Annotated in this window: 14 protein-coding genes; 7 read left to right on the top strand and 7 right to left on the bottom strand. The window is 63.0% G+C overall.

From position 1 onward, the window contains the following. The first annotated feature begins 62 nt into the window (after nucleotides 1-62). Both F6S08_RS13050 and dhaL read left to right on the top strand, forming a co-directional pair. The gene (locus tag F6S08_RS13050) at nucleotides 63-1,064 is read left to right on the top strand and encodes a dihydroxyacetone kinase subunit DhaK (protein ID WP_065948190.1); all 1,002 of its coding nucleotides are present in this window, start codon (nucleotides 63-65) and stop codon (nucleotides 1,062-1,064) included. A 3-nt stretch (nucleotides 1,065-1,067) separates the two neighbouring features. Next, nucleotides 1,068-1,715, top strand: coding sequence for a dihydroxyacetone kinase subunit DhaL (gene dhaL / locus F6S08_RS13045; RefSeq protein WP_065927173.1), 648 nt, complete (start codon nucleotides 1,068-1,070; stop codon nucleotides 1,713-1,715). On the opposite strand, the gene F6S08_RS13040 is transcribed toward dhaL, so the two are convergent. Then, nucleotides 1,672-2,568 (bottom strand): LysR family transcriptional regulator, encoded by an 897-nt coding sequence (locus F6S08_RS13040; RefSeq protein WP_065927174.1) that lies wholly within the window; start codon nucleotides 2,566-2,568, stop codon nucleotides 1,672-1,674. The two genes, dhaL and F6S08_RS13040, sit on opposite strands and share 44 nt — an antisense overlap. Before the next feature lie 150 nt (nucleotides 2,569-2,718). Between F6S08_RS13040 and F6S08_RS13035 the strand changes: the two genes are divergently transcribed. Beyond that, nucleotides 2,719-4,227, top strand: coding sequence for an MFS transporter (locus F6S08_RS13035; RefSeq protein ID WP_315871690.1), 1,509 nt, complete (start codon nucleotides 2,719-2,721; stop codon nucleotides 4,225-4,227). A gap of 492 nt (nucleotides 4,228-4,719) precedes the next feature. On the opposite strand, the gene sohB is transcribed toward F6S08_RS13035, so the two are convergent. Then, the gene (gene sohB, locus F6S08_RS13030; protein WP_065927176.1) at nucleotides 4,720-5,745 is read right to left on the bottom strand and encodes a protease SohB; all 1,026 of its coding nucleotides are present in this window, start codon (nucleotides 5,743-5,745) and stop codon (nucleotides 4,720-4,722) included. A gap of 195 nt (nucleotides 5,746-5,940) precedes the next feature. On the opposite strand from sohB, the gene F6S08_RS13025 reads away from it, so the two are divergent. Together F6S08_RS13025 and F6S08_RS13020 are read left to right on the top strand one after the other, a co-directional pair. Further along, complete coding sequence (locus F6S08_RS13025; protein ID WP_074847015.1) at nucleotides 5,941-6,651, top strand: histidine phosphatase family protein; 711 nt, start codon at nucleotides 5,941-5,943, stop codon at nucleotides 6,649-6,651. Nucleotides 6,652-6,707: 56 nt separating this feature from the next. Next, nucleotides 6,708-7,022: an SCP2 sterol-binding domain-containing protein gene (locus F6S08_RS13020; protein WP_065927178.1), complete on the top strand. Its 315-nt coding sequence runs from the start codon at nucleotides 6,708-6,710 to the stop codon at nucleotides 7,020-7,022. Nucleotides 7,023-7,089: 67 nt separating this feature from the next. Here the strand turns inward: F6S08_RS13020 and F6S08_RS13015 are convergent, their stop codons facing one another. Next, entirely contained in the window at nucleotides 7,090-9,765 is a 2,676-nt protein-coding gene (locus F6S08_RS13015) for an MGH1-like glycoside hydrolase domain-containing protein (protein ID WP_315871689.1), read from the bottom strand. Nucleotides 9,766-9,834: 69 nt separating this feature from the next. Continuing rightward, a complete protein-coding gene (locus F6S08_RS13010; protein WP_065927180.1) occupies nucleotides 9,835-11,244 on the bottom strand; it encodes an OprD family outer membrane porin in 1,410 nt (469 codons plus the stop codon). A gap of 288 nt (nucleotides 11,245-11,532) precedes the next feature. Here F6S08_RS13010 and F6S08_RS13005 point away from each other — a divergent pair, with 288 nt between their 5' ends. Next, the gene (locus F6S08_RS13005; RefSeq protein WP_065948186.1) at nucleotides 11,533-12,909 is read left to right on the top strand and encodes a VOC family protein; all 1,377 of its coding nucleotides are present in this window, start codon (nucleotides 11,533-11,535) and stop codon (nucleotides 12,907-12,909) included. A gap of 257 nt (nucleotides 12,910-13,166) precedes the next feature. Here the strand turns inward: F6S08_RS13005 and F6S08_RS13000 are convergent, their stop codons facing one another. After that, nucleotides 13,167-13,391, bottom strand: coding sequence for a DUF465 domain-containing protein (locus F6S08_RS13000; RefSeq protein ID WP_027608652.1), 225 nt, complete (start codon nucleotides 13,389-13,391; stop codon nucleotides 13,167-13,169). Nucleotides 13,392-13,566: 175 nt separating this feature from the next. Here F6S08_RS13000 and tkt point away from each other — a divergent pair, with 175 nt between their 5' ends. Beyond that, on the top strand, nucleotides 13,567-15,630 hold the full coding sequence (gene tkt, locus F6S08_RS12995; RefSeq protein WP_315871688.1) for a transketolase: 2,064 nt from the start codon (nucleotides 13,567-13,569) through the stop codon (nucleotides 15,628-15,630). Between the two features lie 289 nt (nucleotides 15,631-15,919). On the opposite strand, the gene uvrA is transcribed toward tkt, so the two are convergent. Then, entirely contained in the window at nucleotides 15,920-18,439 is a 2,520-nt protein-coding gene (uvrA, locus tag F6S08_RS12990; RefSeq protein ID WP_137212501.1) for an excinuclease ABC subunit UvrA, read from the bottom strand. Beyond that, entirely contained in the window at nucleotides 18,436-20,148 is a 1,713-nt protein-coding gene (locus F6S08_RS12985) for an ATP-binding protein (protein WP_074847018.1), read from the bottom strand. The genes uvrA and F6S08_RS12985 overlap by 4 nt, the downstream gene beginning before the upstream one ends. Nucleotides 20,149-20,156 lie beyond the last annotated feature (8 nt).

Here is a 20,156-nt window from a genome sequence, read left to right as displayed (position 1 = left end):
GGTGTCTTCACGCTTTTCGCGAGCAAGCTCGCTCCTACAAAAAGAACACAGGAACCCGCGTTATGAATCGAGTCATCAACGATCCGGACCAAGTGGTCGAGGACATGCTGCGCGGCATCCTGGTCGCGCACCCCGAACTGCGCCAGTACGAAAGCAACCCACGGGTGATCGTCAAGGCCAGGCCTTCCGGACCAGGGCGTGTCGGCATTGTCACGGGGGGCGGCTCCGGCCATGAGCCGGCCTTTCTCGGCTATGTCGGCCCCGGCCTGGTCGACGCGGTGGCCGTCGGCGAGATTTTCTCCTCGCCCACCGCCAAGAGCTTTTTCGACGCCTTCCGCGCTGCCGACCATGGCGCCGGCGTGGCCTGCCTGTACGGCAACTATGCCGGCGACAATATGAACGTGAAGCTGGCGATGAAAATGGCCGCCAGCAAAGACATGCGCATCCGCACCGTGGTCGCCAACGACGACGTGGCCTCCGCGCCCAAGGCCGAGATCGCCAAACGTCGAGGCGTGGCCGGGGAAATCTTCATGTGGAAGATCGGCGGTGCCGCAGCCGCCCAGCACTACGACCTCGACGGCGTGATTCGCGTCGCGCAGAAAACCGTCGACCAGTGCCGCTCGATTGGCATCGGCCTCACGCCCTGCACCATTGCCGCCGTGGGCAAGCCCAACTTCCAGATCCCCGACGGCCAGATGGAACTGGGCATCGGCCATCACGGCGAACCAGGCATTGAGGTCATCCCGATCGAATCCGCCGCCGCCATGGCCGAGCGCATGCTCGCGCCGATCCTCGCCGACCGCGACTTCAGCCAGGATGACAGCGTGGTGGTGCTGGTCTCCGGTCTTGGCGCCACGCCGGTGATGGAGCTGTATATTTTCTATGCCGAGGTCGAACGCCAACTCAAGGCCAAGGGCTTGAAGATTCACCGCTGCTACGTCGGCAACTACTTCACCTCCCTGGAAATGATGGGCGTGACCCTGACCCTGCTCGGCCTCGACGCCGAGCTGAAAACCCTGATCGACCAACCCTGCCGCTCCATCGGCATGACCCAGGCGGACTGAACCATGAGCCAGCATTTTTCCAGCCACCACGGCAGCGCCATCGTCACCGACCTGGTCAGCGTGATCGTGGCCAACCGTGAATACCTCAGCGAAGTCGACGGCGCGATTGGCGACGGCGACCATGGCATCAACATGGCCAAGGGCTTCGCCCATTGCGGGCGCACGATCGAAGGTCGCCAACTGACCCTCGCCGAAGCCCTGGATGAACTGACCCTGAGCCTGATGGAAGGCATCGGCGGCTCCATGGGGCCGTTGTATGGCAGCCTGTTTATCGGCATGGCCGACGAAGTGCGTGGCCGTGACGACATCGACGCGGCCACCTTCGCCCACCTGTTGCGCGGCGGCCTGACCTCGTTGCAGGACATCACCGAAGCGGGCGTGGGCGACAAGTGCCTGATGGACACATTGATCCCGGCGGTGGAAGCCTTCGAGCGCGCGCACGCCTCGGGGGCGTCCTTCAGTGATGCACTGGAGGCGATGAAAACCGCCGCCTCCCAGGGGCGCGACTCCACCAAGGACCTGGTGGCGAAGATCGGCCGCGCCAGTCGCCTGGGCGAGCGCTCACTCGGCGTGCTGGATGCGGGGGCGGTGTCGTGCTGCCTGATCCTTACGCGCCTGGCGGATTCGGTGCAGCCGCGCCTGAGTGCTTGACCTGCTGGATATACCGCGCCACCGCCGGCGCTTTCTCGAAGCGCCGGTGAATCAGCGACAGCCACGAGGATGCGTCGCAGCCCTGAATGCTGCGGTACACCACGCCCGGCAACTGCACATGCCCGACCATTGACGCGGGCACCACCGCCACGCCCTGCCCCATCGACACCAGCGCCACTACCGCGACCAGCCCGCCCGGCTGTGGCCCCAGGCGCGGAGCATAACCGCCTTGCGCGGCGATATGCAGGGTGCCGCTGATTTGCTCCGGCAGGATAAATGTCTCGTTTTGCAGGTGTTCGCAGCCTATGGCCGCGAGCCCCAACAGCCAGGAATCCTGGGGCAGCGCCAGGACAAAACCTTCGCCGTCCAGGCGCACCGCCTCCACCCCCTCGGGCAAGGTCATCGGCGAGCGGATGTAGCCGATGTCATAGCGCCCGTCCGCCACCGCACTCGGCAGCGTGGCCATGGCGCATTCGCGCACCGTCACGCTGACGTCGGGAAATGCCTGGCCGAACGCACGCATCTGCCGCTGCAACAGCCCGGCGTACAGCGCCGAAGCCACGTAACCCAATTCGATATGGCCGATCTCGCCACGCCCGGCACGCTGGGCATGGCGTTGGGCGAATTCAAACTGGCGCACGGTGGCTTCGGCCTCGACCAGCAAGGCGGCGCCGGCTTCGGTGAGGCTGACTTCGCGTTGCCGGCGGATAAACAAGCGCGTGCCCAGGCTGGTTTCCATGTCCTGGATCTGCCGGCTCAGGGTCGGTGGCGCAATGCCCAATTGCTCGGCGGCACGGGTGAAGTTGCGCTGCCGGGCCACGGCGAGGAAGTAGCGAAAATGGCGGATATCCATAACAGGATTAGCTCAAAGGTAATGAAGTGCTCCACAGCGGCTAACAATACCAGCAGTGGCCAGGGATAAGCTCGAAGCACCTCACCACTGGAGCGCCCTTGCGATGCCCATCACCTGCATTTCCCCTATTGCCTGTAAGGTAATCCAATCATGAGCCGGGTCAACCCGCGCCTGACGTTGCTGACCGCGTCCGGCGTCTGCTCGCTGATCGTGCTCGACACCAATATCGTCGCCGTGACCCTGCCGAGCATCGCTCGCGACCTGGGGGCGAACTTTGCCGATATCGAGTGGGTGGTCAGCGCCTACATGCTGGCGTTTGCCGCCTTGCTGCTACCGGCCGGGAGCATTGCCGACCGGTTCGGGCGCAAGAAATCCCTGGTCTGGGGCCTGAGTATTTTTATCCTCGCCTCCGTTGGCTGCGGGGCGGCGCCGAGTGCGTTGTGGCTGGATATCGCCCGCGCGGTCAAGGGCGTCGGTGCAGCGTTATTGCTCACGTCAGCCCTGGCCTCCATTGGCCACACCTTCCACGATGAAGTCGAGCGGGCCAAGGCCTGGGCGTTCTGGGGCACCTGCATGGGCGTGGCGATGACGGCCGCGCCGACCCTGGGCGGCTTGATCACCGAGTACCTGGGCTGGCGCTGGATTTTCTACCTCAACCTGCCCGTGGGCCTGGCGCTGATGAGCCTGGTGCTGCACGCCATTGCGGAATCCCGCGATAGCCAATCCGCCCGCCTCGACCCGTGGGGCAGCCTGGCCTTCAGCGCGAGCCTGTTGTGCCTGATTTGGGGCCTGATCGAGGCCAACCGTATCGGCTGGGATAACCCGCTGACCTATGCACGCCTGATCGGCGGTGCGGTGTTGCTGGGTGTATTTGTAGGGGTCGAACGTGTGCAGCGGCGGCCCATGGTGGACCTGCAACTGTTTCGCCACCCGCGTTTTATCGGCGCCTTGCTCGGGATGTTTGCCTACGCCGGCTGTGCCCAAGTGATGATGACGCTGCTGCCGTTCTATCTGCAGAACGGCCTGGGCTTCTCCGCGATTGCCTCGGGCCTGGGCATGCTGCCGTTCGCCCTGACCATGCTGGTCTGTCCCCGGATCGGCGCGCGGCTGGCGGGGCGCTTCGCACCGGCAACGATGATGGCAACCGGGTTGACCCTGGTGGGCTGCGGCAACCTGCTAAGTGCCTGGGCGGTGAATATCGGCGGCTACCTGCCCTTCGCCCTGGCGATTGCCGTCACCGGTGCCGGTGCCGGTTTGCTCAATGGTGATACGCAAAAAAACATCATGGCCTGCGTGCCACGGGACCGTGCGGGGATGGCGTCGGGCATGAGCACCACCATGCGGTTCAGCGCGATCATGTTGGCGATTGGCGTGTATGGCGCACTGCTGAGCAGCCACAGCGAGCACGTGTTGCGCGCACGTATCGACACGCAATGGCAGGCGCAGGTGGCGGGGATTGCTTCACGGGTGGTGGCCGGGGATATGCCGGCGGCAATGGGCTTGTTGCCCGAGCCGGCACGGGCGATGGTGCAACCGCTGGCGCAGCAGGCGTTTGTGGGTGGATTCAGTTACGTATTGTGGGTGGCGGGTGTGCTGGGATTGCTCGGAGCGCTGGTGGTGGGGAGGCTGATGCGCAAGCCGATACCCACACCGAACTGAATGTGGGAGGGACGGTGCGACGATTCGACTTGCCCCCGATGAGCATAGGTATCTACAAAACTTTGTAGCAGCCAACGCTAACCACGATGCGAAGCGAGCCGCTCTTGATCTTGATCTCAGGCGCCCCGTTAAACCACGCTGGCCGGAATTCGATAGTGATTTGGGGGGTAAACCGGCAGGGATGCCGGTTTAGCCGCCCCGCGCCATGGATGGCGCGTGGCGGCGGCCCCCCAAATCACTGTCGGATTACGGGCACACCGAGCCTAGGCGAGGTGCCGAGTGGTGGGGCGAAGCGTTTTGCTTACTTTTGCGCTTTTCAAAAGTGAGCCGCCGTAAGGGCGGAACCAATAGCCGCCGTTACCGAAGCAACGGATATGTACTCGGCCTGATCCAACATCCTGGTCGGCCTGGTCGGCTGTCAGGCCGCCATCGGGGGCAAGTCGAATCGTCGCACCGTCCCTCCCACAGGTATTACCTATACCTCAAAGGGCCTTACCAGAAGCGTTGCTGGGTCAGGCGACTCCACCAGGTCAGCAGCACCCGGTCTACCGAGCCGCTGGCCGCCAGGCCCACCCGTTCCTGCAGGCTTTTACGCTCGGCATAGTGCAGGTGGAACACTTCGGCGGTCTTGGCCTTGGTGGCCAGGTATTCGTCGCTGGTTTGCAGTTCGTCGACCAGTTGCTTATCCAGCGCGGCAACACCCAGCCACACCTCTCCGGTCGCTACGTCATCAATCGCCAGCTGTGGGCGATAACGCGAGACGAAGTTCTTGAACAGCTGATGGGTGATGTCCAGGTCTTCCTGGAACTTCTCGCGGCCTTTCTCGGTGTTTTCGCCAAACACCGTGAGGGTGCGCTTGTACTCGCCGGCGGTCAGCACTTCAAAGTCGATGTCGTGCTTTTTCAGCAGGCGGTTGACGTTGGGTAACTGCGCCACCACGCCAATGGAGCCGAGGATGGCAAACGGTGCGCTGATGATCTTCTCGCCGATGCACGCCATCATGTAGCCGCCGCTGGCCGCGACCTTGTCGATGCACACGGTCAACGGCACGCCCGCCTGGCGGATACGCGCCAGTTGCGACGACGCCAGGCCGTAGCTGTGGACCATGCCGCCGCCGCTTTCCAGGCGCAGCACCACTTCGTCCTTGGGCGTGGCCAGGCTCAGCAGCGCGGTGATTTCATGGCGCAGGCTCTCGGTGGCCGAGGCCTTGATGTCACCGTCGAAATCCAGCACGAACACCCGTGGCTTGACCTCGGGTTTCTTCTTGCCGTTCTTCTTTTCGGCTTTGCTTTCGGACTTGCGCAGGGCCTTGAGCTGCTCCTTGTCGAGCAGGCTCGACTCCAGGCGCTCACGCAGGCCCTTATAGAAGTCATTGAGCTTGCTGACTTGCAGTTGGCCGGCGGCTTTGCGACGCCCTTTACTGCGCAGTGCCGCGAAGCTGATCAAGACCACCAGAATAGCGACCACCAGGGTGACAGTCTTCGCCAGAAAGCTCGCGTATTCAGCCAAAAAATCCATGTGTCTCCTTAACAATGCACGGCGCCAGGCGCGGATTGCCCAAGCATACCGACGGGATCGCCGGGCGGCCAGTGCTCAAACCGCCAGCAGGAACGCGCTCCAACGAGCTTTTAAAACAAGCGTATGTTTTTTCATTGACAGCACCCTGGCATCCTCATAACCTCGCCAGACTTTCAACGTACCGGGAAAACGGACGTGGGCAGCATCTATTTGATTCGACATGGCCAGGCCTCCTTCGGTGCAGACGACTATGACGTGCTATCGCCCGTCGGCGTGGAACAAGCGCAAGTGCTCGGCCGCCACCTGGCGGATATGGGCCTGGTGTTCGACCGCTGCATCGCCGGCGACCTGCGCCGCCAGCAGCACACCGCTACTGCCGCCTTCGATCAATACTGCACCCTCGGCCTGCCGGTGCCTGCATTGGAAACCGACAGCGCCTTCAACGAATTCGACGCCGACGCAATCATCCGCGCCCTGCTCCCCGACCTGCTCGGCAGCGAACCCGACGCTCTGGACATCCTGCGCAACGCCGCGCAAAACCGCAGCGAGTTCCAACGCATCTTCGCCCTGATCATCGAGCGCTGGCTGGCCGGCACCTATGACACCCCGGGGCTGGAAAGCTGGCTGGGGTTCGTCGAGCGCGTCCAGGGTGGCCTGCAACGCATTCTGGAAGCGGCGAACAACACGCAGAAGATCGCCGTGTTCACCTCCGGCGGCACCATCACCGCCCTGCTCCACCTGATTACCCGGATGCCTGCCGCCCAGGCCTTCGAACTGAACTGGCAAATTGTTAACACCTCGCTCAACCAGCTGAAATTCCGCGGTCGCGAGGTGGCACTGGCTTCCTTCAACAGTCACACCCACTTGCAACTGTTGAAGGCGCCGCAACTCATCACCTTCCGATGAAGTGCGGCCAACCGTGACCCCAAGGTCACTGGACTCACCATAAAAGGATCGAAACCATGACTGACGTAGCTAAAGCCGTAGAAGCAATGAAAGCCAAATTCAACCCAAGCGCTGCCGAAGGCTTGGACCTGGTGTTCGGTTTCCGTATCGACGACACCAAGAACTTTTCCCTGGTCGTCAAAGACAAGACCTGCGAACTGCTGGAAGGCGAAAACCCAGACGCCCAAGTGACCCTGGTCATGGACAGCGAGACCCTGGAGGGCATCGTCGACGGTTCCACCGACGGCATGCAGGCCTTCATGGGCGGCAAGCTGCGCACCGAAGGCGACATGATGCTGGCCATGAAGCTGAGCGAACTGTTCCCTTCCTGATTCACGGGCAACCCTGAATCCCTGTGGGAGGGGGCTTGCTCCCGATGGCGGTTTGTCAGTCGCGTCATCAGTTGACTGACCCACCGCTATCGGGGGCAAGCCCCCTCCCGCATTTGGGCTGTAGCAGCAACGCCACCAACGCACTCCATCCGGTCTGGTGCGAAGCCCCCAACCCCCGCCCCGTCTCGCCATGGAAATACTCATGGAACAACACCAGGTCACGACTGGCCGGGTCCGCCTCCAACTGCGCATACCCCGCCATCGACGGTCGTGAACCGTTTTCATCCCGCAGAAACAGGCGGGTCATCCGCTGGCTGAGGCTGTCGGCCACGTCCTCCAGGGATGCCAGATACCCGCTGCCCGTGGAGTATTCCACCGAGAAGTTGTCCGCGTAGTAGCGGTGAAATTCGCGCAGCGATTCGATCAGCATGTAGTTCACCGGCATCCACAAGGGCCCGCGCCAGTTGGAATTGCCGCCGTACAGGCGCGAGTCGGATTCACCCGGCTGGTAACGGGCGCACAGGGTGTCGCCATTCATCTTCAGCGCCAGTGGCTGCTCGGCGAACGCCTTGGACAGGGAACGCACGCCAAAGGCCGAGAGGAATTCGTCGTCATCGAGCATGCGCCGCAGCAAATCCTTGGTGCGCTCGCCACGCAACAGCGCCAGCAACAGGCGATTGCCCTGCCCCGGTTCGTTCCAGCGCGACACCAGTTTGGCCAGGTCCGGCCGGTGATGCATGAAACCCAACAGCCGTTCACGCAACCCTTCCAGCCCCTCGTGTTCGCGTTGCTCCAGCACCAGCACGGCAAACAACGGCATCAGGCCGACGATGGAGCGCAGCCGCACCGGCTCGTTCTGGCCATCGGGACGGTGCAGTACGTCGTAGAAGAACAGGTCGTGCTCGTCCCACAGGCCTTCGGCGCTGTCGTCGACGCGGTTGATGGCGCCGGCGATATACAGGAAATGCTCGAAAAACTTCACCGCGATATCGACATACACCGCATTGCGCTTGGCCAACTCCAGGCCGATACGCATCAAGTCCAGCGCATACGCCGCCACCCAGGCGGTGCCGTCGGCCTGATCGAGCTGATAACCCGGCGGCAACGCGGCCGAGCGGTCGAACAAGGCGATATTGTCCAGCCCCAGGAAGCCGCCCTGGAACAGGTTGCGACCCTCAGCGTCCTTGCGGTTGACCCACCAGGAAAAATTCAGCAGCAGCTTGTGGAAAATCCGCTCGAGGAAATCCAGGTCGCCCACACCGGTCAGCGCCTTGTCCTGCTGGTACACGCGCCAGCTGGCCCAGGCATGCACCGGTGGGTTGGCGTCGTCGAAACGCCATTCATAGGCCGGCAGTTGGCCGTTGGGGTGCATGAAGCGGTCCTTCACCAGCAACAACAGCTGTTGCTTGGCATACCCCGGATCGATCAGGGCAAACGCCACCGCCTGGAAACCCTGGTCCCAAGAGGCGTACCACGGGTATTCCCAGGTGTCGGGCATGGAGAGGATGTCGAAGTTGGACAGATGCCGCCAATGGGTATTGCGGATATGCAGGCGCTCGGGCGGTGGCGCGGGCTGGGCCGGGTCGCCGTCGAGCCACTGGTTCACATCGAAATAGTAGAGCTGTTTGGACCACAGCAAGCCGGCCAGGGCCTGGCGCTGCACATTGCGCGCATCGTCATCGGCGATGCCTTGCTGCAAGGCGGCGTAGAAGTCATCGGCCTCCTGGCGCCGCTGTTCAAACAGTTTGCGCGCGTTGACCTCGGGCGCGTCCACGGGCGCAAAGCGCAGGTAAAGGCTTTGGCTTTGCAGGCCCGCCAGTTCAAGGATAAAGCGCGCGGCCACCTTGGTACCGGTGTCGCGGCGAATCGCAGCGTCCAGCCCTTCGACCACGTAGTCGTTGATCCCGTCCTTGAAAGGCCCCGGCGCCGGTTGCCCGTCGAGCAGCGGGAAGTTGCTTTCGTTCTCACAGAACAGCCATTCCAGGCCCTCCTGGCCCCAGGCGCTGAGATGCCGATCGGGCAGTTCATGATGACGGGCAAGCACGTATTCGCCGTCCAGCCTCAACTGCGGCTTGGGTGCATCAAAGGTCCAGCTCCAGTCATTGCGCGCCCACACCTGCGGCAGCACCTGCAGGCGCGTCGGCTGTTGCGAGCGGTTGTGCACGGTGACGCGCATGAAGATATCGTCGGGCTGATGCTTGGCGTATTCGACGCTGACGTCGCAGTAGCGGTTGTCTTCGAACACACCGGTATCGAGGATCTCGTACTCGGCATCGCCCAGCCCACGGCGGGCGTTTTCGGCGATCAGGTCGGCGTAGGGAAAGGCGGCATGGGGGTATTTGTAGAGCATGCGCATATAGGCATGACTGGGCACACCGTCGACGAAAAAGTACAGTTCCTTGACATCTTCACCGTGATTACCCTCGGCATTATTCAGGCCGAACAGGCGTTCCTTGAGGATCGCGTCGCGCTCGTTCCACAGGGCCAGGCCCAGGCACCAGCGTTGCGCCTTGTCGCTGAAGCCGGCCAGGCCATCCTCGCCCCAGCGGTAGGCGCGGCTGCGTGCATGTTCATGGGGGAAGTAAGCCCAGGCATCGCCGTCGGCGCTGTAGTCTTCGCGCACCGTGCCCCATTGGCGTTCGCTCAGATAGGGGCCCCACTCGCGCCAACGCTCGGCCTCCGGCGTCGCCAGGCGTTGGCCTTCGATCGTGTCCAGTATTCGGGTGTCGGGTGTGGCCGTCATCGGGTCCTCCATCGCCTACCAGGTGAGGAGCAGTGTAGAGCCCAATGACGCCCGGGTGCACATGAAGACTTAGAAGATGGCGTAGGTGTAGTTGAAGATCAGGCGGGTCTGGTCCTGGTCGGCGGTGCCGGTGTTTTTGCCGTGATAGGTGCCGGTACGCAAGGTGGTACCAAAGCCTTTCAGAGGACCGGCCTGCACCACGTAGTCCAGGCGGAAGTCGGTTTCGTTTTCTTTCTGGTCAGGGCCACCGGCGACCTTCGACTTGATATCCGTACCGTCCAGGTAGGCCACGGACGCTTTCAGGCCCGGCACGTAGGCCTTGAAGTCATACGCGTACTGCCCGAAGTTGACCTGCTCGCCCGCCCGGGAGAACTGGCCCACCACCGCATCGGTGAACAGGTAGAAGTCGCTGCCGCCGGCGCCTTGGGCGTGGGGATCGGCAAGGCTGCCCTGGTTGACCCAGACAAAACCACCATCGTCACCCACGCCAATGTGGCCAAGCATCAGGCTGCTGCCGCCCAGTTGGTAGGTGAACGCGGCACTGTAGGTTTTGTTGTCCACTTCGTTGGCGTGCTTGGCGTAGCCGCCGTTGTTGTTGAACTGGTAGCCACTTTCGCCATTCTTGCCGTCGCTGCTGCTGTCGAAGTAACGCAGGTCGGTCTTGAACGACTGGTCGTTGCCCAGGGGCAGCACGTGGACCAGGCCGACGTAGTTCTGTTTGTAGAAGTCCTGCAACTGGGCGTAGTAGTACTGCAACGTCAGGTTTTTTGCGATGGCGTTGTCGGACGAACCAAACGGCTTGTAGTCCACCCCACCGAACTTGAAGCTGTCGCTGTCGCGCGTACCGCCGGCCACGCTCAAGCCCGTGGAGTTGCTGGAGGCACGGCCTTCGGCGCGGTTCAGCTCGCCGCCGGTGAAGGTGACGTTGGGAATATCGTTGGAGGTGAGGATGCCGCCGTCAAAGGTTTGCGGCGCCACGCGGCTGTCGTTGGAGACCAGGATCGGCAACACCGGCGCCAGGCCACCACCGACATGCAACTCGGTCTGGGAAATGCGGAACTTCACGTTGCCGGCCGCGCGACCGAAGGCATCGGCCGGCTCGGTGCCGTTGTTTTTGGTCGGGAAGAAGCTGTTGCCATTACCCGCCAGGCCCGGGCCTGCGGTGTGACCATCGCCGCCGTCCAGACGCAGGGCGCCGAAGGCCATCACGTCGAAACCCAGGCCAACGGTGCCTTGGGTGAAGCCGGATTTGTAGTCGAAACGCAGCGCGGTGGCCGCTTCACGCAAGTCGTTGTTGGTGCCCGAGCGGTTATCTGCGCTGTAGTACATGGTCCGCGAACTGACGGACGCATGGCTGTCTTCGAGAAAGCCGCTGTGGCCATTGCCTGTGCCCAGCGAGCCGAGCCCGAAGTCATCAGCGTAAGCCTGTTGTGCAAGAACGGCGGCGGTGATCGACAGCGCCAGTGTAGAAATTTTCATTAACTGCGGCCCCTGAATGTTTTTTTATCGTGTTTGGCGTGCAAACCCACTGTCGGCTCTGCAAACGTGACGATTCTTTCATGCCGGCCAGGGCGGACCTCGTGAAGCTTTCTTTAGAAAAGGGCCTGGAAAATGAAATTTCCCTGCCGCCGTTTTTTGTCATATTCACGTCATTTCATTCATTTGCAGAATGAAGTCCAGAGGATTCTTCGTTTGCACGCCCGCCCATAGCCCAACAAAATCCAGGCATCGGCCGCGCCCATCAGCATCGTCATCAGGAATTTTTCTATGCACAGCACCGCACATGTCAGCCCCGACGAGATCCGCAAGGGCTTTTCCAAGGCCATGTCCGACATGTACCGAGATGAAGTTCCGCTGTATGGCGCACTGATGGAGCTGGTCGCCGCCACCAACGCCCGCGTACTCGCCAGCGAACCGGGCCTGGCGCAACAGCTGCAACGCACCGGTGAGATCCAGCGCCTGGACATGGAGCGCCATGGCGCCATCCGCCTCGGCACCGCGGCGGAACTGGCGACCATCGGCCGCCTGTTCGCGGTGATGGGCATGCAGCCGGTGGGTTACTACGACCTGACCCCTGCCGGCGTCCCGGTGCATTCCACGGCGTTCCGCGCCGTGCACGAAAGCGCGCTGCAGACCAGCCCGTTTCGCGTGTTTACCTCATTGCTGCGCCTGGAGCTGATCGAAAACCCCGAGCTGCGCGGGTTCGCCGAAACCGCCCTGGCCAAGCGCTCGATATTCACCCCCCGCGCCCTGGCGCTGATCGAACAAGCGGAGAAGGACGGTGGCCTCAACGCTGCGGATGCCGATGAATTTGTGCGCCAGGCCCTGGAAACCTTCCGCTGGCACCACACCGCGACCGTGACCGCCGCGCAGTACCAGCAACTCAGCGACCAGCACCGCCTGATCGCCGACGTGGTGGCCTTCAAGGGCCCGCACATCAACCACCTGACCCCGCGCACCCTGGACATCGACCAGGTCCAGGCCGCCATGCCCGGCAAGGGCATCACCCCCAAGGCCGTGATCGAAGGGCCGCCCCGCCGCCAGTGCCCGATCCTGTTGCGCCAGACCAGCTTCAAGGCCCTCGATGAACCCATCGCCTTCACCGATGCCCAGGGCAGCCATAGCGCGCGTTTCGGCGAAATCGAACAGCGTGGCGTGGCGCTGACGCCCAAGGGCCGCGCGCTGTACGACCAACTGCTGAATGCCGCGCGCGACGAACTGGGCGCCTTCCCCAACGAGGGCAATGCCGCGCGCTACATGCAGTTGATGGAGCAGCACTTCCAGGCCTTCCCGGATAACCACGGGCAGATGCGTGAGCAGGATCTGGCCTACTTCCGCTACTTCGCCACGGAGAAAGGCCTGGCGGCACGCGGCCAGGCCGATCAACCACGCACACTGGAGGCACTGGTCGCCGCCGGCCATGTGGCTGTCGAACCCTTGGTGTATGAGGATTTCCTGCCAGTGAGTGCGGCGGGGATTTTCCAGTCGAACCTGGGGGATGGGGCGCAGAGTCACTACGCGGCCAATTCGAACCAGGCCGAATTCGAGAAGGCCCTGGGGCGCACGACTGTCGATGAATTGAAGGTGTATGGCGAGACGCAGCAGCGCTCCATAGATGAATGCACCCGGACACTGCTGGTGTAAAAACGGAGAGTGCCCACCCGGCTCACCGGCGCAATCCTTGCGCCGTAACAGTCCCCTGAGCCGGGCGGGCGAGCGGGATCATAGACAGTGGCGTGAATGATGTCCCTAAGACAATCCTGAATAAATACGCTGTGCTTTTGTAGGAGCGAGCTTGCTCGCGAAAAACTTGAGAACGCCGCGTTAAATCAGAAGAGCTGCGTAATCGTTGACGTTCTTCGCGAGCAAGCTCGCTCCTACCGGTGGGTCAAGATTTTCATTTAACCCAATCGCCCCACAATCTCGTCCTTGACCAACAGGCGTTTCTTCTTCAGCTTCTCCACCTCCTCATCGCTGGCCTTGGCCGATTCCGCCTTCAGCACCTCCCCATCGGCCGCATCGTATTGAGTGAACAGCGAGTCCAGGCGTTTGTCGTTCGCCCTGCGTTCGTGAACGGCTTCCTTGCTCAACCCCAAATCCTGATACAGGTCGTGTTTCACTGGCATGGCGTACCTCCGCATGTTGATCAATGGCTTACCCCCTTGAAGCTAGCCCATTCCAGCCGGTCTTGTCATGTTCAGGGTCAATCCATCCCCGTTCGTCGTGGCGCGGGCAATGGGATCAAACCTTTGCCACACCCAGCCCTCCACTGTAGATCGCCACCCGAGGGAGAACGGTTTCATGACTCATGCTGCCACCGCTGTCGACACCCAATGCATTAACACCCTGCGCACCCTGGCCATGGACGCCGTGCAGAAGGCCAACTCCGGCCACCCCGGCACGCCCATGGGCCTGGCACCGGTGGGGTATACGCTGTGGAGCCGCTGCCTGCGTTACCACCCCGAGCATCCCGACTGGCCCAACCGTGACCGCTTTGTGTTGTCGGTGGGGCATGCGTCGATGCTGCTGTATTCGCTGCTGCACCTGGCCGGTGTGGTCGAGATCGATGCCCACGGCAAACGTTCGGGGCAACCGGCGATCAGCCTGGACGATATCAAGCAGTTCCGCCAGATGAGTTCCAAGACCCCCGGCCACCCCGAGTACCGCATGACCACCGGTGTGGAAACCACCACCGGGCCGCTGGGCCAGGGCTGCGCCAACAGCGTCGGCATGGCCATGGCCGAGCGCTGGCTGGGCAAGCGTTTCAACCGCGACGGCCAGGTGCTGTTCGACTACAACGTCTACACCCTGTGCGGCGACGGCGACATGATGGAGGGCATCAGCAGCGAAGCCGCGTCCATGGCCGGGCACCTGAAGCTGGATAACCTGTGCTGGATCTACGACAACAACACCATCAGCATCGAAGGCCACACCGAGCTGGCCTTCAGCGAGGACGTGATCAAGCGCTTCCAGGCCTATGGCTGGCACACCGTGCACGTCACCGACGCGAATGATTTGCAGGCCTTGAGCGAGGCGCTCAACACCTTCAAGGGCAACACCGGCGCGCCGACCCTGATCGTGGTCGACAGCGTGATCGGCTACGGTTCGCCACACAAACACAACACCGCCGCCGCCCATGGCGAGCCGTTGGGCGATGAGGAAATCCGCCTGACCAAGGCCGCGTATGGCTGGCCGCAGGATTCCAGCTTCCTGGTCCCCGATGAGGCCCGCACGGTGTTGCGTGACGCCCTGCTGGAGCGCAGCCAGCCGTTATATGACGCCTGGCAGCACAGCCTGTCGCAGCTGCAGCAGCACGAGCCGGAACTGGCCGAGGAGTTGCGCCGCATGCGTGCCGGCGAAATGCCGGAGCGTTGGCAGGATGACCTGCCCGGTTTCGACCCCGACGGCAAGGGCGTGGCCAGCCGTGCCGCCGGTGGCGAAGTACTGAATGCCTTTGCCCGGCAGATCCCGTGGCTGCTCGGCGGCTCGGCGGACCTGTCGCCCTCGACCAAGACCAACCTCACCTTCGACGGTGCCGGGCGTTTCAGTGCCGACGACTACAGCGGGCGCAACCTGCACTTCGGCATCCGCGAACACGCCATGGGCGCGATTGCCAACGGCATGGCGCTGTCCTACCTGCGGCCGTACACCTCGACGTTCCTGGTGTTCAGCGACTACATGAAGCCGCCGATACGCCTGGCCGCGATCATGGAGTTGCCGGTGGTGTTCGTCTTCACCCATGACTCGATTGGCGTGGGCGAAGATGGGCCGACCCACCAGCCCATCGAACACCTGACCCAACTGCGCGCCACGCCGGGGTTGCTGACCCTGCGCCCCGGCGACGCGAATGAAACCCTGGAAGTGTGGAAGGTCGCGCTGGCGCAGACCCACCGGCCAAGTTGCGTGGTGCTGTCCCGCCAGCCCCTGCCGACGCTGGATCGTACCCAGTACGCGGCGGCATCGGGGGCGGCCAAGGGCGCCTATGTGCTGGCGAAGGCGGATGATCCTCAGGTGATTCTGCTGGCGAGCGGCAGTGAAGTCAGCCTGGCGGTGGCCGCGTATGAGCAATTGAAAAGCGCAGGGATTGCCGCGCAGGTGGTTTCAATGCCCAGCTGGGAACTGTTCGAAGACCAGGACCAGGCCTACCGCGACAGCGTGTTGCCACCGGCAGTGAAGGCCCGGGTAGTGGTGGAACAGGCCGGGCCACTGGGCTGGGACCGCTATGTCGGCCAGACCGGCGCCAAGGTGGTGATGAACAGCTTCGGCGCGTCGGCGCCGCTGGCGAAGTTGCAGGAGCAGTTCGGGTTTACGGTTGAGAATGTGGTGAAGCAGGCCAGGGCACAGATCAACCTGAACCAATACTGATCAAATGTGGGAGGGGCGGTAAGACGATTCGGCATGAGTATCTACACAACTTCAATAGTGCGTAGCAGCTGCCGAGCGCAAGCGAGGCTGCGTCAGGCGCGCTGCCGATTCAAGCTCGAGTCGCGACCGACGCAGCCTCGCTTGCGCTCGACAGCTGCTACGGATTTGCGCGGTGTTGGATAAGACGGTATCTACGCAGAAGGCTCGCTCAAGCTGTGTAGATACCCATGGCAATTGGGGGCAAGTCGAATCGTCGCACCGCCCCTCCCACATTTGGACCTCATGTTTGTTAAAGCAGCTCTTGAGCGAGAAACGGTGCAGTCCGGCTTTTCTTGTTTTTGGCCACCGTCTGCGGTGTCCCACTGGCAACCACCTTGCCGCCCAGGTCCCCGGCCCCCGGTCCGATGTCGATCACCCAGTCACTCTGGGCCACCACACGCATTTCATGTTCCACCACGACCACCGTATGCCCCCCATCCACCAGTTGATTGAGCTGACTGAGCAGGCGGTCGACATCCCGCGGATGCAGCCCGGTGGTGGGTTCGTCCAACACATACAACGTCGCGCCACGGGCATTGCGTTGCAGCTCGGTGGCCAGTTTGATGCGTTGCGCTTCGCCGCCGGACAGTTCCGTCGCCGGCTGCCCAAGGCGCAGGTAACCCAGGCCGATATCCCGCAGCACGTGCAGTGAACGCAGTACCCCAGGTTGCTCGGCGAACACCTCCACCGCTTGTTCCACGGTCAGCCCCAGCACCTGGGCGATGCTCAGGCCTTGCCATTTGACGGCCAGGGTTTCAGGGTTGTAGCGCGCGCCGTGGCAGGTCGGGCACGGGGCGTAGACGCTGGGCATGAACAGCAATTCGACGCTGACAAAGCCCTCGCCTTCGCAGTTCGGGCAACGGCCCTTGGCGACGTTGAAGGAGAACTGCCCGGCGTCGTAATCGCGCTTCTTCGCCGCTGGCGTGGCGGCAAACAACTTGCGCACGTTGTCGAACAAACCGGTGTAGGTCGCCAGGTTGGAGCGCGGGGTGCGGCCGATGGGTTTCTGGTCCACCTGCACCAGGCGGCGAATGTGCTCCAGACCGGCACTGATGCGCCCGCCGCTGATTTGCGGGGCGTCGTCTTCCAGGCTCGGCTCTTCGTCGTTTTCCACCCGGCTGCCGAGGCCGCTGCCCACCAGTTCCAGCAGCGCCTGGCTGACCAGGCTGGACTTGCCCGAGCCGGAAATACCGGTGACCGCCGTAAAGCAACCCAACGGGACATCCACGCTCAGGTCCTTGAGGTTATTGCGCGTCACGCCTTCCAGGCTCAGCCAGTTGCTGGGTTCACGGCGCGCCGGGTTCCCAGGGCGCTTGTCGGCGAACAGATAGGCCCGGGTCTGCGACGCCTCAACGTCCGCCAGACCGGCCGGTGGCCCGCTGTACAGCACGTGCCCGCCATGCTCGCCGGCGGCCGGGCCCACATCGATCAGCCAGTCGGCGCGGCGCATGGTTTCCAGGTCATGCTCCACCACAAACAACGAATTGCCCGCCGCTTTCAAGCGTTCGAGCGCGGTGAACAACGCTTCGCCATCTGCCGGATGCAAGCCTGCCGAGGGCTCATCCAGCACATAGATCACCCCGAACAACTGCGAGCCCAATTGCGTGGCCAAGCGCAGGCGCTGCAACTCCCCGGACGACAGGGTCGGCGTGCTGCGCTCCAGGGACAGATAGCCCAACCCCAATTCGATCAAGGTACTGACCCGCTCCAGCAGATCCTCGGCGATGCGCTGGGCCGCCAGGCGTTTTTCCACCGACAGCTTCATCTTGTCCTGCCCCGCCGCCACCGGCCGCAACAACGCGGCCAATTGCGTCAATGACAGTTGCGACAACTCGCCAATGTCCACCCCGGCAAACTTCACCGACAGCGCCGCCCGGGTCAGCCGCTTGCCCTCGCACAACGGGCAGGCGCTGCCCTGCATGAACTGCGACACGCGCTTCTTCATCAGCGCGCTTTGGGTGTGGGTGAAGGTGTGCAGGATGTAGCGCCGCGCGCCGCTGAACGTGCCCTGGTAGCTTGGCTCCAGCTTGCGTTTCAGTGCATCGCGGGTTTGCGCCGGGGTGAAACCGGCATACACCGGTACGGTGGGGGTTTCTTCGGTGAACAGGATCCAGTCGCGCTGTTTTTTCGGCAGGTCGCGCCAGGGAACATCCACGTCATAGCCCAGGGTCACGAGAATGTCGCGCAGGTTCTGGCCCTGCCACGCCAGGGGCCAGGACGCCACCGCGCGCTGGCGGATGGTCAGGGACGGATCGGGCACCATCAGCGCCTCGGTCACTTCATACACACGGCCCAGGCCATGGCATTGCGGGCACGCGCCCTGGGGCAGGTTCGGCGAAAAGTCCTCGGCATACAGCATCGCCTGTCCCGGCGGGTAGCTGCCGGCACGCGAATACAGCATGCGGATCAGGCTCGAGAGGGTGGTCACACTGCCCACTGAGGAACGCGCACTCGGCGTGCCGCGCTGCTGCTGCAACGCCACGGCGGGCGGCAGACCTTCGATGCTGTCGACATCCGGCACGCCGACCTGATCGATCAGGCGCCGTGCATAGGGCGCCACCGATTCGAAATAGCGGCGCTGGGCCTCGGCATACACCGTGGAAAACGCCAGGGACGATTTGCCCGAGCCGGAGACGCCGGTAAACACCACCAGGGCATCCCGGGGAATGTCCACGTCGACGTTCTTCAGGTTGTGTTCGCGGGCGCCGCGCACCTTTACGAATCCAAGGTGCTGGGCAGTGATCGGAGGCATGTTGCGCTGTGACGTCATGAACAACCTTGTCTGGCGGTGAGCACGCTGCGCAGCCGTTGCGTCAGGGCCTCGGGGCTGTAGGGTTTGCTCAGCAAATGAATGTCAGCGCTGAGCAGGTGATTGCTGGAGAGGATGTCGCGGGTGTGCCCCGAGGTGAACAGCACCGCCACCGGCGGCGATTGGACGCGGGCCCACTCGGCCAGGTCAGTGCTTTTGATACGGCCGGGCATCACCACATCGGTGAAGATCAGGTCGGGCCGCACGCCGTCCTGCAAGGCTTGCATCGCGCGGTCGCCGTCTTCGGCGGTCAACACCGTGTAGCCTGCCTGTTCGAGCAGATCCACCACGGTCACCCGCACATCCTCGTTGTCCTCCACCACCAGGATGGTCTCCTGGCCCATGTCGTGGGGCACGGGTTCTGAGTGAGTCTCCTGGACTTCTTCGCCCAGGCTGCGCGGAAAGTACATTTGCACCACGGTGCCCTTGCCCTCCTCGCTCCACACGTCCACATGCCCACCGCTCTGGCGGACAAAACCAAACACCATGCTCAAGCCAAGGCCGGTGCCGTGGCCATCGCGTTTGGTGGTGAAAAACGGCTCGAACACCCGCGACAGGATCGCTGCCGGCATGCCCACGCCAATGTCGGTGACGGCCAGGCGCACATACTCGCCTGGCTTGATGCTTTTGCCGCGGCAATCCTTGGGGTTGAGGATGATGTTTTCGCCGGTGATGCGAATCACGCCTTCGCCTTTCATGGCGTCGCGGGCGTTGATCGCCAGGTTGAGCAGCGCATTTTCCAACTGGTTGCGATCGACGTTGATGCACCAGGAATCCTGGGGCAACTGCACGTCGATATGAATGGTTTCACCCAACGCACGTTGCAGCAGTTCGCCCAGCCCGGCGTAGATGCGCTGCGGGTTGTACACGGCCGGTGACAACGGTTGGCGCCGGGCAAAGGCCAGCAGTTGCGAGGACAGTTTGGCGCCCCGCTCCACCGCTGCAATGGCCGCCGTGACCCGCCGCTGCACCTGGGCATTCTCCGGTTCATGGCGGGCCAGCAGGTGCAGGTTGCCGGCGATCACTTGCAACAGGTTATTGAAGTCGTGGGCCACGCCACCGGTCAGGCCACCAATGGCTTCGAGCTTTTGCGACTGGCGCAGTTGGTCTTCGGCGGCGGAACGCGCCTGGACTTCGGCGGCCACGCGCTGCTCCAGGTTATGGGTCAATTCCTGGCGCACGCGTTCGGAATGCACGTGGGCGGTGGTCTCCACCACAATCGCCAGCACACCGGCCGGTTGCTGGTTATCCCCGGCGACGGGGCTGTAATAAAGATCCAGCCACACCGTTTCCGGCTGGCCGTTGCGCAGCAGTACCAGGTCTTTGTTGTTGAACGACAAGGTGCCGCCGGCCAGGCAGGTGTCCACCACATGGCGGTTGAAGTCGGCGACTTCCGGCCAGCCCAGCTCCACCGGCGTGCCGAGCAAATAAGGATGGCGGCCACCGGCAAACACCGAATAGCTGTCGTTGTAGATCATGTACCCCGCCGGCCCCCAGAGCATCACCATGGGCACGGGGGATGCCAGCATCATCTGCACGGTACAGGCGAGGCTGGTGGACCAGCGGTCAAGGGGTCCCAGGTCGGTGGTTGACCAGTCAAATGCGCGAATGCGCTGGGCCATTTCGCCGGCCCAACCTTCACAGCCGTGGGGGTCGGATAAGAATTGCATCGTTCGGC

This window comes from Pseudomonas sp. JV449 (assembly GCF_032424295.1).
Taxonomy (GTDB): Bacteria; Pseudomonadota; Gammaproteobacteria; order Pseudomonadales; family Pseudomonadaceae; genus Aquipseudomonas; species Aquipseudomonas marginalis.
The sequence above is the reverse complement of the archived record's forward strand: the minus strand, read 5'-3'. Positions and strand labels throughout refer to the sequence as shown.

Excerpts from the sequence above, each read along its gene's own strand:
- F6S08_RS13050 (WP_065948190.1), top strand. The coding sequence starts at position 63 with ATGAATCGAGTCATCAACGATCCGGACCAAGTGGTCGAGGACATGCTG.
- dhaL (WP_065927173.1), top strand. The coding sequence starts at position 1,068 with ATGAGCCAGCATTTTTCCAGCCACCACGGCAGCGCCATCGTCACCGAC.
- F6S08_RS13040 (WP_065927174.1), bottom strand. The coding sequence starts at position 2,568 with ATGGATATCCGCCATTTTCGCTACTTCCTCGCCGTGGCCCGGCAGCGC.
- F6S08_RS13035 (WP_315871690.1), top strand. The coding sequence starts at position 2,719 with ATGAGCCGGGTCAACCCGCGCCTGACGTTGCTGACCGCGTCCGGCGTC.
- sohB (WP_065927176.1), bottom strand. The coding sequence starts at position 5,745 with ATGGATTTTTTGGCTGAATACGCGAGCTTTCTGGCGAAGACTGTCACC.
- F6S08_RS13020 (WP_065927178.1), top strand. The coding sequence starts at position 6,708 with ATGACTGACGTAGCTAAAGCCGTAGAAGCAATGAAAGCCAAATTCAAC.
- F6S08_RS13015 (WP_315871689.1), bottom strand. The coding sequence starts at position 9,765 with ATGACGGCCACACCCGACACCCGAATACTGGACACGATCGAAGGCCAA.
- F6S08_RS13010 (WP_065927180.1), bottom strand. The coding sequence starts at position 11,244 with ATGAAAATTTCTACACTGGCGCTGTCGATCACCGCCGCCGTTCTTGCA.
- F6S08_RS13005 (WP_065948186.1), top strand. The coding sequence starts at position 11,533 with ATGCACAGCACCGCACATGTCAGCCCCGACGAGATCCGCAAGGGCTTT.
- F6S08_RS13000 (WP_027608652.1), bottom strand. The coding sequence starts at position 13,391 with ATGCCAGTGAAACACGACCTGTATCAGGATTTGGGGTTGAGCAAGGAA.
- tkt (WP_315871688.1), top strand. The coding sequence starts at position 13,567 with ATGACTCATGCTGCCACCGCTGTCGACACCCAATGCATTAACACCCTG.
- uvrA (WP_137212501.1), bottom strand. The coding sequence starts at position 18,439 with ATGACGTCACAGCGCAACATGCCTCCGATCACTGCCCAGCACCTTGGA.
- F6S08_RS12985 (WP_074847018.1), bottom strand. The coding sequence starts at position 20,148 with ATGCAATTCTTATCCGACCCCCACGGCTGTGAAGGTTGGGCCGGCGAA.